Source organism: Novilysobacter erysipheiresistens, assembly GCF_036663935.1.
GTDB lineage: Bacteria > Pseudomonadota > Gammaproteobacteria > Xanthomonadales > Xanthomonadaceae > Novilysobacter > Novilysobacter erysipheiresistens.
The window spans coordinates 218,997-232,485 of record NZ_JAXGFP010000002.1 but is presented as its reverse complement, the minus strand read 5'-3'; the positions used below and the strand labels follow the sequence as shown (position 1 = coordinate 232,485).

Below are 13,489 nucleotides of genomic sequence, written 5' to 3'. Positions count from 1 at the left end.
ACATTCTAGCCGCCGCCGCCGGTTCCGGCCGGTCGCGGCATTGCAAGAGCCACGACAGCGGCGATTCAGCCCATCTACACTGGCGCCGCATACACTTTGTGAACACGCTTTCCGAGCCCGCCGACCCGATGATGCGCCTTGCCCTGTCCTTGCCGTTGGCGCTTTCCGTCCTGTGCGTGCTGCCGGCGATGGCGCAGGAGACCACGGTGATCCAGGCCGAGAACGTGCGTTTCGCCTACGCCCAGGTGCTGCGGGTGACCCCGGTTTACCAGACCCTGACCGCGACCAGCATCCAGCAGCGTTGCGACCAGACGCCCAGTCCCGACGACAGTTCCGGATTGTCGCGGGTGGTTGGCGCGGTCAAGGACGCATTGACCCGCAAGCCCGAGGAGGTCGCCGCGGATTGCGTGGCGGTGCCGATCGAGCGCGAGTTCCGGCGGCCGATCGCCTACGACGTCGACTACGTCTACAAAGGCTCCAAGTACCGCTCGCGCCTGCCCGACGACCCCGGCAACCGCCTGCGCATCCGGATCGGGGTGACCCCGGTCGTGACCGGCTCGCGCAGCCACTGAGTGACATTGCCGATAATCATTTGCCGTGGAGATCGCTACGTGCGAGCATCCGTTTCCTGATGACCCAGTTCCGCGCCGACGCCGACATCCTGACCTCCGCCTACATGGCGGCGGGGATGACCTCGCGCGCGCGTCGACCGCAACCCTACCGTTTGGCTGGGTAGCATTCGCTCGCACGCGAAAGACGCGTGACACACGAAAAGCCCAGCCTTCGCGCTGGGCTTTTTTGCTTTCCGGCCCGGCAAATCCCACCCACGGAACCCTTCCCGATGTCCATCAAGCACTTCCTCAACACCCAGGACTGGTCGCGACCCGACCTCGATGCCTTGCTCGCCCAGGCCGCGGCGTTCAAGCGCGAGAAGCTCGGCGAACAGTTGCGTGGAAAGTCGATCGCGCTGGTGTTCTTCAACCCGTCGATGCGTACCCGCACCAGCTTCGAGCTGGGCGCGTTCCAGCTCGGCGGGCATGCGGTGGTGTTGCAGCCGGGCAAGGACGCGTGGCCGATCGAGTTCGACCTGGGCACGGTCATGGACGGCGACGCCGAGGAGCACGTGGCCGAAGTCGCCCGGGTGCTGGGTCGTTACGCCGACCTGATCGGCGTGCGCGCGTTCCCGAAGTTCGTCGACTGGTCGGTGGACCGCGAGGACCGGGTGCTCAAGGCCTTCGCGAAATATTCGCCGGTGCCGGTGGTCAACATGGAGACGATCACCCATCCCTGCCAGGAACTGGCGCACGCGATGGCGTTGCAGGAGCACTTCGGCACCACCGACCTGCGCGGAAAGAAATTCGTGCTGACCTGGACCTACCACCCCAAGCCGCTCAACACCGCGGTCGCCAATTCGGCACTGACGATCGCCAGCCGCATGGGCATGGACGTGACCCTGCTGTGCCCGACGCCCGAATACGTGCTGGATGAACACTACATGGGTTGGGCCGAGGCGAACGTCGCCGAAAGCGGCGGCTCGCTCGCCGTCAGCCACGACATCGACAGCGCCTATGCCGGTGCCGACGTGGTCTACGCCAAGAGCTGGGGCGCGCTGCCGTATTTCGGCAATTGGGCACCGGAGAAACCCATCCGCGACCAGTACAAACACTTCATCGTCGACGAACGGAAGATGGCATTGACCAACGACGCCGTCTTCAGCCATTGCCTGCCGCTGCGCCGCAACGTCAAGGCGACCGATGCGGTGATGGATTCCCCGCGCTGCATCGCCATCGACGAGGCCGAGAACCGCCTGCACGTGCAGAAGGCGATCATGGCCGCGTTGATTGCCCAATAGCCGCCAACAACTCCTCGAGAATCGAAATGACCGACAAGACCATCGTCCTCGCCTTTTCCGGCGGCCTCGACACCAGCTTCTGCGTGCCGTACCTGCAGGAACAGGGCTATGCCGTGCACACCGTGTTCGCCGACACCGGCGGCGTCGACGCGGAGGAGCGCGCCTTCATCGAGCAACGCGCGGTCGAGCTGGGCGTGACGAGCCACGTCACCGTCGATGGCGGGGCGGCGATCTGGGACGGCTTCGTCAAGCCCTTCGTGTGGGCGGGCGAGGGCTACCAGGGCCAGTACCCGCTGCTGGTGTCGGACCGCTACCTGATTGTCGAGGCGACGTTGAAGCGCGCCGCCGAGCTGGGCACCCGCGCGATCGCGCATGGCTGCACGGGAATGGGCAACGACCAGGTGCGTTTCGACCTCGCGGTCAAGGCGCTGGGCGATTACGGGATCGTGGCGCCGATCCGCGAGATCCAGAAGGAGCACACCGAGGTCCGCGCCTACGAACAGGCGTACCTGGAAGCGCGCGGTTTCGGCGTGCGGGCCAAGCAGAAGGCCTACACGATCAACGAGAACCTGCTCGGGCTGACCATGTCCGGCGGCGAGATCGACCGTTGGCAGGCACCGGGCGAGGGCGCGGCGGGCTGGTGCAAGCCGCGCGCCGATTGGCCGGAACAGCCGCTGCGGGTGAAGCTCGGCTTCGAGAACGGCGAGGCGGTGACCCTGGATGGCGCGAGGATCGCCGGGCACGAGCTGCTGGCGAAACTCAACGGCCTGTTCGCCCAGTACGGCGTCGGCCGCGGGCTGTATACCGGCGACACCACGATCGGCTTGAAGGGGCGGATCATCTTCGAGGCGCCGGGCCTGGCCGCGTTGCTGGTCGCCCACCGTGCGCTGGAGGAAGCGGTGCTGAGCAAGCAGCAGAACCGCTTCAAGCCGGAGGTCGCGCGCAAGTGGGTGGAGCTGGTCTACGAGGGCTTCTTCCATGACCCGCTGAAGACCGACCTGGAGGCGTTCCTGGCGTCCAGCCAGGCGACCGTCAACGGCGAGGTGGTGCTGGAAACCCACGGTGGCATCGTCAACGCGGTCGCGATCGACTCGCCGCACATCCTCAACGCCAAGGGCGCGACCTATGCGCAGGCGGCCGATTGGGGTGTGGCCGAGGCCGAGGGTTTCATCAAGCTGTTCGGCATGAGCAGCACCCTGTGGGCGGAGGTCAACCGGAAGTAGTCCGTGCCGCGACAAAAGCCGGCTTCGATGTAGGAGCGACGTCAGTCGCGACCCGCCGAACGTCCGGGACGATGTACAGGTCGCGACTGACGTCGCTCCTACAAGGATCCATAACCGGTGCCACACATGCTCCCCGACATCCTCCGCCACCTCGAAGCGCTGGTCTCCTTCGACACCCGCAACCCGCCGCGCCGGATCGGTACCGGCGGGATGTTCGACTACCTGTGCGCACAATTGCCCGGCTTCCGCGTCGAGGTCACCGACCATGGTGACGGCGCGGTGTCGATGCTGGCCGTGCGCGGCACCCCGCGCCGGGTGTTCAACGTGCACTTGGACACAGTCCCGTCGTCGCCGGCGTGGAGCGCCGATCCGCACGTCCTGCGGGTCACCGGCGACCGCGCGATCGGCCTCGGCGCCTGCGACATCAAGGGCGCGGCAGCGGGTCTTCTGGCGGCAGCCGCACGTACATCGGGCGATGCCGCATTCCTCTTCAGCACCGACGAGGAAGCCAACGACGCGCGTTGCGTCCCGTCCTTCCTCGCGCGTGCGCATGGGTTCACCGAGGCGATCGTGGCCGAACCGACCCGCTGCGAGGCGGTGCTCGCCCATCGCGGCATCAGCTCGGTACTGATGCACTTCCGCGGCAGCGCCGGCCACGCCTCCGGCGCCAACGCGATGGAGGCCAGCGCGTTGCACCAGGCGATGCGCTGGGGCGATCGCGCGCTGGACCTGGTCGAGGCCGAGTCGCACCAGCGCTTCGGTGGGCTGACCGGGCTGCGCTTCAACATCGGCAAGGTCGAGGGCGGGATCAAGGCGAACATGATCGCGCCGAGCGCCGAGCTCCGGTTCGGCTTCCGGCCGCTGCCGTCGATGTCGATCGATGCGTTGCACGCGCGCTTCGGCACGCTGGTCGAGGCCGGTGCGGTCGAGCGCTACGAGGAGACTTTCCGCGGCCCGCCGCTGCCGTCGGGCGACATCGCCAGCGCGGAGGAGCGCCGGCTGCAAGCGCGCGACCTCGCCGAGGCGCTGGACCTGCCGATCGGCAACGCGGTCGATTTCTGGACCGAGGCATCGCTGTTCTCCGCCGCCGGGCTGACGGCGATCGTCTATGGCCCCGGCGACATCGCCCAGGCGCATACGGCCGACGAGTGGGTGGCGCTGGAGCAGTTGCAGCGGTACGGCGAGTCGGTCACGCGCATTCTCTCCGGGCTCCTGTAGGAGCGGCTTCAGCCGCGATCGGGTGCTTGAACGCCCGCGCCGACTCCAGATCGCGGCTGAAGCCGCTCCTACAACAGCACGAAACATCGACCTCAGGCCAATGACCATTCCCCCCACCGTCCACGACCTCCAGACGCGCCAGACCATCGTCCGCCTGCTCTCGAGCATGGCCAGCGCCAAGGAGATCAGCCAGTACCTCAAGCGCTTCTCGCAGCTCGACGCGGCGCGCTTCGCCGTGGTCAAGGTCGGCGGGGCGGTGCTACGCGACGACCTCGATGCGCTGACCTCGTCGCTGGCGTTCCTGCAGGACGTCGGCCTGACCCCGATCGTGATCCACGGCGCCGGCCCGCAACTGGACGAGGAGCTCGCGACGGCGGGCATCGGGAAGCGGACCATCGACGGCCTGCGCGTCACCTCGCCGGAGGCGCTGGCGATCGTGCGCCGGGTGTTCCACGCGCAGAACCTGCGGCTGGTGGAAGCGCTGCAGCGGGGCGACGCGCGCGCGACCTCGATCGTGTCGGGCGTGTTCGAGGCCGACTACCTCGACCGCGACACCTACGGCCTGGTCGGCGAGGTGGCCCGGGTCGACCTCGCGCCGATCCAGGCCAGCCTGCAGGCCGGTTCGATCCCGGTGATCGCCAGCCTTGGCGAGACCGTTGGCGGGCAGATCCTCAACATCAACGCCGACTTCGCCGCCAACGAGCTGGTGCAGGTGCTGCAGCCCTACAAGATCGTGTTCCTGACCGGCACCGGCGGGCTGCTCGACGAGCAGGGCCGGGTGATCGACTCGATCAACCTGTCGACCGAGTACGACCACTTGCTGGCGCAGCCCTGGGTGCACGGCGGCATGCGGGTCAAGATCGAGCAGATCAAGCAACTGCTCGATCGCCTGCCGCCGTCCTCGTCGGTGTCGATCACGCGCCCGGCCGAACTGGCCAAGGAGCTGTTCACCCACAAGGGCTCCGGCACGCTGGTGCGCCGGGGCGAACGGGTGCTGCAGGCCGATGCCTGGGACGCGCTGGACCTGCCGCGCCTGCGCACGCTGGTGGAGTCGGCGTTCGGTCGGCGGCTGGCGCCGGATTATTTCGAACGCACGCCGTTGCGCCGCGCCTACGTCAGCGAGAACTACCGCGCCGCGGTGATCCTGGTTGACGGCAATGATGACGGCGATGGCGAGACCTACCTCGACAAGTTCGCCGTGCTCGACGACGCCCAGGGCGAAGGCCTCGGGCGCGCGGTCTGGCAGGTGATGCGCGAGCAGAACCCGCGCGTGTTCTGGCGCTCGCGGCACGGCAACCCGGTCAATGCGTTCTACTACGCCGAGTCCGACGGCCACTTCAGGCAGGAGCAGTGGAACGTGTTCTGGTACGGGATCGACGCGTTCGATCAGCTGGCGCGCTGCGTGGCGCACTGCCGCGAGCGCGCCCCAACCCTGCTCGGGCCGCTGCGTGGCGAGGCGGAGGGCGCGGCATGAGTGCGTGGACGACGGTACCGGTTCTCGCCGGCCGCCATGTGCGGCTGGAGCCGCTCGCGCCTGCGCATGTCGACGGCCTGCGCGCGGCGACCGACGAGGTGTTGGCCGCGTGCTGGTACACCAGCGTGCCTACGCCCGCGGAGGTGGGGGCGTATGTCGAATCGGCTCTCGCGATGCAGGCGCAGGGCAGGGCGCTGGCATTCGCCGTGCTGGATGCGCAAGGCGCGGTGGCCGGCTCGACCCGCTTCTACGACCTCGACCCGGCGACCCCGCGGCTGCAGATCGGCTACACCTGGTACGCGCGCCGGGTCCAGCGCACCGGGCTCAACACCGAGGCCAAGCGGCTGCTGCTGGGTCATGCCTTCGAAGCCTTGGGGTGCGCCGCGGTCGGCTTCCAGACCAGCTGGTTCAACCACGCCTCGCGCACCGCGATCGAGCGCCTGGGGGCGAAGCGCGACGGCGTGATCCGCAACCATCTGCGCCACGCCGACGGTAGCCTGCGCGACACCGTCACGTATTCGATCATCGACGGCGAGTGGCCGGCCGTGCGCCGCCACCTCGACGCCAAACTCGCGCTCCCGCGCGCCACCGGAGCCATGACATGAGCAAGGACGGGATATCGATCGGCATTGTCGGCGCGCGTGGCCATGTCGGTGCCGAGCTGATCCGGCTGGTCGCCGCGCACCCGCGGTTCGGGCTGGCTTTCGTGTCCTCGCGCGCACTGGATGGCCAGCGCGTCGCCGACCACAACCCCGGCTATTCGGGCGAGCTGCGTTACAGCTCGCCGGACTACGACCAGCTGCCCGGCCTCGGCGCCGATGCCGTGGTGCTGGCGCTGCCCAACGGCAAGGCTGCGCGTTGCGTGGCGGCCTTCGACGCGGCGGCGTCCGCGGCGCTGCTGATCGACCTGTCGGCCGACTATCGCTTCGACGATGACTGGTATTACGGCTTGCCCGAACTGACCCGAGGCGACTACACCGGCCAGCGGCGGATCAGCAACCCGGGCTGCTACGCGACCGCAATGCAGCTGGCGATCGCGCCAATGCTCGACGTTCTCGCGGGGCCGGTGCAATGCTTCGGAGTGTCGGGATATTCCGGTGCCGGGACCACGCCGTCGGACAGGAACGACCCGGAGAAGCTGCGCGACAACCTGATGCCGTACGCGCTGACCGGACACGTCCACGAGCGCGAGGTGTCGACGCGGCTGGGCCATCCGGTCGAGTTCATGCCGCACGTGGCGCCGCATTTCCGCGGCATCGCCGTCACCGCTAACCTGCGCCTGGCGCGCGGGTTCGACCGCGACGAGGTAGTCGCACGTTACCGCGACCGCTACGCGGGCGAACCGCTCGTGCGGGTGCTAGACGAGGCGCCGTGGGTCAGCGCGATTGCCGGCGAACATCATGTCGAGATTGGCGGCTTCACGATGTCGGCGGACGGCCGGCGGCTGGTCGTGGTTGCCACCGAGGACAACCTGCTCAAGGGTGCGGCGACCCAGGCGCTGCAGAATCTCAACCGCGCGTTCGGGTTGCCGGAGCTTACTGGCATTCCGCATTGACGCCCTCGTTCCCCTGTAGGAGCGGCTTCAGCCGCGATCTGGAACTGGCGTAAGCGATCATGCATCCGATCGCGGCTGAAGCCGTTCCTACAAAAGCCCGAGAACTTCCAAGGACTGCGCAATGACCGACCTCCTCTGGCAAAAGCCCGGCGTCCACGTCGACGAACGCATCCAGCAGTTCTGCGCCGGCGACGACGTCATTCTCGATCGCGAGTTCTTCCTGTTCGACATCCAGGCCAGCGTCGCCCATGCCGAAGGGCTGCAGCGTATCGGCATCCTCGATGCCGACGAGCTGTCCGGCATCACCCGCGAACTCGATGCCTTGGCCCGGGATTTCACGGCCGGCGATTTCGTCCTCGACAACCGCTACGAGGACGGTCACTCCGCCATCGAAGCACGACTGGTCGAGCGCCTCGGCGACGCCGGCCGCAAGATACACACCGGCCGCAGCCGCAACGACCAGGTGCTGGTCGCGACCCGGCTGTGGTTGAAGGACCGGCTCGCGCAGGTGTCCGCGCTGTGTCGTGAAAGCGCCACGGTTGCGTTGGCCCGCGCCGAAGTCGAGGCGGGTTTGCCGTTGCCGGGCTATACCCACCTGCAACGCGCGGTGGTGTCCTCGGCCGGTATGTGGTGGTCGGCCTGGGCGGAAGGGTTTATCGACAATGCGATCCGTGCGCGCGACACCCTGGCCTGGGTCGATGCCAACCCGCTCGGCAGCGCCGCCGGCTACGGCGTCAACCTGCCGCTGGACCGTGACCACACCACGCAAGCGCTCGGCTTCGGGCGGATGCAGTTGTCGGCAACGTACGCCCAACTCTCACGCGGCAAATTCGAGCTGGCCGCGATCGACGCGCTCGGCTCGGCGATGCTCGACCTGCGCCGGCTGGCGTGGGATCTCAGTCTGTTCACCAGCACAGAGTTCGGCTTCGTCGCATTGCCGCCGCAGTACACCACCGGCAGTTCGATCATGCCGAACAAGCGCAACCCGGACGTGATCGAGCTGATGCGTGCCAGCTACGCCAGCGTCGCCGCCGGTCGCGCCGAGGTCGAGCAGTTGCTGTCGTTGCCGTCGGGCTACCACCGCGACCTGCAGTTCTCCAAGGGCGCGATCTTCCACGCATTCGGTCGTGGCATCGGCGCGCTCGGGTTGTTGCCCGACCTGCTGCGCAACCTGGAATGGAAGCCCGAAGCGATGCGCGCCGCGCTGGAACCGTCGATGTATGCGACCGACCTGGCGATCGACCTGGCGCGTGAGGGCGTGCCGTTCCGCGACGCCTATCGGCAGGCGGCCGATCCGGCGCGCTGGAGCGAGGGCGACGCGGACGCCAGCCTAGCTGCGCGGGTGTCGCCGGGTGCGGCAGGGGACATGCGGCTGGAGGTGTTGCGTGAGCGTCTGGCGGCGCTCGGCTGAGGTTTTTGAACACGCGAAGCGGTGCCGTTGTAGGAGCGACGTAAGTCGCGACCCGCCGAACGTTGGAGGTCATGTACAGGTCGCGACTCACGTCGCTCCTACGCGGGATTTCCCGCGTGGTGAGAGACGGAAATTCGCCGATGGACGCAGGCGCACCCACTCGGGCATGAACGGTGCGCTGGCCCGAAAAGCCCGTAAATGCTAGACTTCCCGGCTATCGAGTACAGCTTCCGGCGTCGGTGAACGTAACGCCGTTGTCCTGCACGTGCGTTCCCGGGCTTCTCTTGCAAGCCGCCTGATCGTCCTTCGATCCGGGCGCATATCACCGCGAACGCCGCTTTCGATGCGTCGCAATCCAGGGGGCATCTTCCCGCACCACCGGGCATCGGGGCATCGCCTCCGTCCACGCCGGTTCGGCTGTTCTCGCACGTCGTGCATGTCCGTTACATGCGCGTCCCTGCATCCACAGGAGGACCGACTGCGCCGATGACTTCCACTCATTCCGAACACGCGTTTCCCGTGCAACCGATGCCGCGCTGGCAGCGCGCCGTGCTCAAGGTCGGCAGCAGCTTGCTGACCGACGGCAAGGGTGGTCTCGGCAAGCGCAACGCCGCCGCGCTGGCCAACATGATCGCGCGCTTTCGCGACCAGGGCCGCGAGGTGCTGCTGGTGTCGTCCGGCGCGGTCGCGGCCGGTCGTGGCCTGCTGGCCAACAGTGGCGCCAACCTGGCACAACGCCAGGCGTTGGCGGCGATCGGCCAGACCCCGATGCTGGCGCTGTGGCAGGGCCTGGTCGAGCAGCCGGTCGCGCAGGTGTTGCTGAGCCATGACGACCTGCGTAATCGCCGACGCTACCTCAACGCCCGCGCGACCCTGCGCGAGCTGCTGCGGATCGGCGCGCTGCCGATCGTCAACGAGAACGACACCGTCGCCGTCGACGAGCTGAAGCTCGGCGACAACGACAACCTCGCCGCCGTCGTCGCCAGCCTGGTCGACGCCGACGTGCTGCTGATCGCCACCGACACCGCCGGCCTGTACACCGGCCACCCGGGCCACGACCCGGCCGCCGTGCCGGTGCCGCGAATCGAGGAAATCACCCACGACATCATGTTGATGGCGCAGGGCGGTGCCGGTTCGCTCGGCACCGGCGGCATGTACACCAAGCTGGAAGCGGCGACCAAGACCGCCGCGGCCGGCATCGACACCGCGCTGTTCTGCGGTCACGACGCCGACGCCATCGCCGCGCTGGCCGACGACCGCCTGCACGGAACCTTCATCCCGGCCCACGGCGACCGCCTGGTCGCGCGCAAGATGTGGTTGCGGCATACCCCGCCCAGCGGCGGCGCGATCCGCATCGATGCCGGCGCCGCCGCGGCGCTGTCGGAGCAGGGCGCCTCGCTGTTGCCCGGCGGCGTGATCGCGGTTGAAGGCGACTTCAACCGCGACGCAATGGTCGACGTGTTGCCCGCTGAGGGCCATCGGCGCCTCGCGCGTGGGCTGGTCCAGTACCAGTCCAGCGACCTTCAACGCATCGCCGGCTGCCACAGCAGCGAGATCGCGAGCGTGCTGGGTTTCAACAACTGCCACTCGGTGATCCGCCGCGAGGACATGGTGCTGCTGAGCGCCGCCGCGGCCGCCCCCACCCCCGAATTGTTCATGGAGAACTGCGAATGAATGCGTCAACCGCAACCGTCTCGACGCTCACCCAATCGAAGCCCACCGGCTATGTCCGCCAACTCGCCGAAGCTGCCCGCGCGACGTCGCATGCGATCGCCAGCCTCGACAGCGCGCAACGCGTCGCGCTGCTGCAGGCGATGGCCGACGCGGTGGCGGCCGGCAGCGACGACATCCTCAAGGCCAACGCCACTGACATGCAGCGCGCGGCCGATGCCGGCACCACCGGCGCGATGCTCGACCGCCTCAAACTCGACGCCGACCGCGTCGCCGGCATCGTCACCGCGATCCGCGAGGTCGCCGACTTGCCCGACCCGGTCGGCCAGGTAACCCGCAGCGACGTGCGCCCCAACGGCCTGCAGGTCGACAAGGTCCGCATCCCGCTGGGGCTGATCGCGATGATCTACGAAGCGCGGCCCAACGTGACCGCCGACGCCGCCGCGCTGTGCCTGCGCGCCGGCAACGCGGTGCTGCTGCGCGGTGGCTCGGAAGCGCGCGACAGCAACATCGCGATCGCCGCCTGCCTGCACCGCGCGCTGCGCGATCAGGGCCTGCCGGCCGAAGCGGTCTCGCTGGTCGAGGACACCGCGCGCGAGCACGTGCTGGAATTGTTGCAGTTGTCCGACCTGATCGACCTGGCGATCCCGCGTGGCGGCGAAAAGCTCATCCGCTTCGTCGCCGAACATGCGCGGGTGCCGGTGATCAAGCACTACAAGGGCGTCTGCCACCTGTACGTCGACCGCGCCGCCGACCCGGTGCTGGCATTGAAGCTGGCGATCGACGGCAAGCTGTCGCGGCCGGGCGTGTGCAACGCGCTGGAGACGATGCTGGTGCATGCCGACATCGCCGAACAGTGGCTGCCCGGCGCGCTGGCCGAGCTGAGCGCGCGCGGCGCCGAGATCCGCGGCTGCGATCGCACCCGGGCGTTGTTCGCCGACGCCGTGCCGGCGACCGAGGACGACTACGACGCCGAGTACCTGGCGCCGATCCTTGCGGTGCGAGTGGTCGACGACATCGACGAGGCGATCGCCCACATCCAGCGTTATACCTCCGACCACACCGAGGTCATCGCCAGCACCGACACCGCCGCCAGCGACCGCTTCATCCGCGAGATCCGCAGCTCGGCGGTGGTGGTCAACGCCTCCTCGCGCTTCAACGACGGCGGCGCGCTCGGCCTCGGCGCCGAGATCGGCATCTCGACCACCCGCCTGCATGCCTACGGTCCGATGGGCCTGGAGTCGCTGACGATCGAGCGTTACGTGGTGCGCGGCGAAGGCCAGGTGCGGCACCCCGACGTGGCCGGCTGAGCGTTGCGGCGAGCCGGCGAACTAAGCCGGCGCCGCAGCCCCCGTGACTGCCGGCGTCGAGCCTGCCGCCAGCGCGCGCTCCACCCGAATCGCCAGCGGCCGGCCTCCAGGGTCCATCGCCAGCACCGCGCGTTGTGCGTCCAGCAAGGCCGCGCCGAGGGTGGGCGGTGCGGACAGTGCCAGCGCAACCTCGACATTGTCGACATCGACCTGCGCCAATCGACGTTCGCGTCCGCGGAACCGCAGGCGGTTGTACTCGGCCCAGCCGATCAACAGGATCGCGCAGGCAAGCAGCAACAGCGGCAGGGTCACCAGCAGGGCGGTGTCGAGGCGCTGGTCGCGCAGGTACAACTCGATGTAGCTCAGGCGCACCCCGGCCACCCACAGCACCAGGGTCGCCAACGGCAGCCACAGGTAGGCGTAGACCACCCAGGCGACCAAGGTCATCACCCCGTAGAAGGTGCGCTTGGCCCGGTGCTGGCGATGGGGCAGGTAGATGACCTGGCGGTCGGCGTCGTCGAAGGTCTGGGCGTTCATCGGTATCCCCGGTCCGGACTGGTCCATACCGCGAGCTGGCCGCGGCGCTTGAGCAAGGTCTTGGGCACCGCAGTCAGCGTGGTGGCGAGGCTGAGCAGCCAGTAGGCGGCCGGGTACCAGATCATCCAGTAGTAGTAGCGGCCGATCTTCGCTTCGTAGCGGCGGTCGATCAGCAGGGCGACCGCGAACTGCAGCAGACAGATCAGCGCCAGCACCAGTCCATGCCAGCCCGGCACCAGGCCATCGACCCGCAGCGCCGGCGGCAGCGGAAATACCATCCCGGCGAGCCACAGCACGATGATCGCGAGCATCACCGTCGCCCACAGCAGGCTCAGCAGGTATTCGGCCATCACCCCCCACATCCGCCGGCGACGCCAGGTGAAGAGCTTGAGCCCGTGCCGCAGCAGCACCTCGACTCCGCCCTGGGCCCAGCGCAGGCGCTGCTTCCACAGTCCGCGCAGGGTTTCGGGCATCAGGATCCAGGCCAGCGCATTGGGCTCGTAGCGGATGTCCCAATGGTTCATCTGCAGCCGCCAGCTGATGTCGATGTCCTCGGTGACCATGTCGTCGGACCAGTAGCCGACCTGGTGCAGCGCGGTCTTGCGGAACGCCGACACCACCCCGGAAATCGTGAACAGCCGGCCGTAGCTGCGCTGGGCGCGCTTGATCATGCCGATGATCGAGGAGAACTCGCCGACCTGCAGCTTGCCCAGCAGCGTCGAGCGGTTGCGGATGCGCGGATTGCCGGTGACCGCGCCGACCCGCGGGCCGCTACACAGGTGCCAGGCCATCCAGTGGCAGGCGTGCGGGTCGAGCAGAGCGTCGCCGTCGATGCAGACCAGGTATTCCGAGCGCGCCGCCAGCGCGCCCATCCGCAGCGCGTTGGCCTTGCCGAGGTTGCGGTCGAGGTGGATCGCGCGGACCTGTGGATGCTGTTCCGCCAGGGCGTCGAGTTTTGGGCCGGTGTCGTCGTCGCTGCCATCGTTGACCGCGATGATCTCGAAATGCGGATAGCGCTGGGCGAGCAACGAGGCGATGGTTTCGCCGATGTTCGCCGATTCGTTGTGGCACGGCACCAGGATCGACACCATCGGCGACTCGGCCAGCGGCGGCGGCTGGTCGCGCGGCGGCGCGTTGCGTTCGCGCCGCAGGTAGTAGTACAGCCCGCCCACGACCCAGAAGAACGACATCGCCACCGGGTAGAAGAAGGCGAACGAGAACAGCAGTTCAAGGACCAT

The 13,489-nt window shown here is 68.2% G+C and carries 12 protein-coding genes; 10 read left to right on the top strand and 2 right to left on the bottom strand.

The window, feature by feature from the left end; translation table 11 throughout:
- The first annotated feature begins 131 nt into the window (after positions 1–131).
- The 10 genes from SNE34_RS04185 (at position 132) to SNE34_RS04140 (ending at position 11,714) form a co-directional block, all read left to right on the top strand.
- Entirely contained in the window at positions 132–572 is a 441-nt protein-coding gene (locus SNE34_RS04185; RefSeq protein WP_332615680.1) for a hypothetical protein, read from the top strand.
- Between the two features lie 269 nt (positions 573–841).
- A complete protein-coding gene (locus tag SNE34_RS04180) occupies positions 842–1,852 on the top strand; it encodes an N-acetylornithine carbamoyltransferase (RefSeq protein WP_332615017.1) in 1,011 nt (336 codons plus the stop codon).
- Positions 1,853–1,878: 26 nt separating this feature from the next.
- On the top strand, positions 1,879–3,075 hold the full coding sequence (locus tag SNE34_RS04175; RefSeq protein ID WP_332615015.1) for an argininosuccinate synthase: 1,197 nt from the start codon (positions 1,879–1,881) through the stop codon (positions 3,073–3,075).
- Between the two features lie 126 nt (positions 3,076–3,201).
- A complete protein-coding gene (locus SNE34_RS04170) occupies positions 3,202–4,293 on the top strand; it encodes an acetylornithine deacetylase (RefSeq protein ID WP_332615013.1) in 1,092 nt (363 codons plus the stop codon).
- A 100-nt stretch (positions 4,294–4,393) separates the two neighbouring features.
- Positions 4,394–5,767: an acetylglutamate kinase gene (locus SNE34_RS04165; protein ID WP_332615012.1), complete on the top strand. Its 1,374-nt coding sequence runs from the start codon at positions 4,394–4,396 to the stop codon at positions 5,765–5,767.
- The gene (locus SNE34_RS04160) at positions 5,764–6,372 is read left to right on the top strand and encodes a GNAT family N-acetyltransferase (protein ID WP_332615010.1); all 609 of its coding nucleotides are present in this window, start codon (positions 5,764–5,766) and stop codon (positions 6,370–6,372) included. The genes SNE34_RS04165 and SNE34_RS04160 overlap by 4 nt, the downstream gene beginning before the upstream one ends.
- Positions 6,369–7,322, top strand: coding sequence for an N-acetyl-gamma-glutamyl-phosphate reductase (gene argC, locus SNE34_RS04155; RefSeq protein ID WP_332615008.1), 954 nt, complete (start codon positions 6,369–6,371; stop codon positions 7,320–7,322). The genes SNE34_RS04160 and argC overlap by 4 nt, the downstream gene beginning before the upstream one ends.
- 121 nt (positions 7,323–7,443) lie before the next feature.
- Entirely contained in the window at positions 7,444–8,733 is a 1,290-nt protein-coding gene (gene argH, locus SNE34_RS04150; RefSeq protein WP_332615007.1) for an argininosuccinate lyase, read from the top strand.
- A 447-nt stretch (positions 8,734–9,180) separates the two neighbouring features.
- On the top strand, positions 9,181–10,407 hold the full coding sequence (gene proB / locus SNE34_RS04145; protein WP_425604448.1) for a glutamate 5-kinase: 1,227 nt from the start codon (positions 9,181–9,183) through the stop codon (positions 10,405–10,407).
- On the top strand, positions 10,404–11,714 hold the full coding sequence (locus SNE34_RS04140) for a glutamate-5-semialdehyde dehydrogenase (RefSeq protein WP_332615002.1): 1,311 nt from the start codon (positions 10,404–10,406) through the stop codon (positions 11,712–11,714). The genes proB and SNE34_RS04140 overlap by 4 nt, the downstream gene beginning before the upstream one ends.
- A 21-nt stretch (positions 11,715–11,735) precedes the next feature.
- Here SNE34_RS04140 and pgaD read toward each other — a convergent pair whose 3' ends face one another.
- Together pgaD and pgaC are read right to left on the bottom strand one after the other, a co-directional pair.
- A complete protein-coding gene (gene pgaD, locus SNE34_RS04135; RefSeq protein ID WP_332615000.1) occupies positions 11,736–12,251 on the bottom strand; it encodes a poly-beta-1,6-N-acetyl-D-glucosamine biosynthesis protein PgaD in 516 nt (171 codons plus the stop codon).
- Entirely contained in the window at positions 12,248–13,489 is a 1,242-nt protein-coding gene (pgaC, locus tag SNE34_RS04130; RefSeq protein WP_332614998.1) for a poly-beta-1,6-N-acetyl-D-glucosamine synthase, read from the bottom strand. Before pgaC ends, pgaD begins: the two co-directional genes overlap by 4 nt.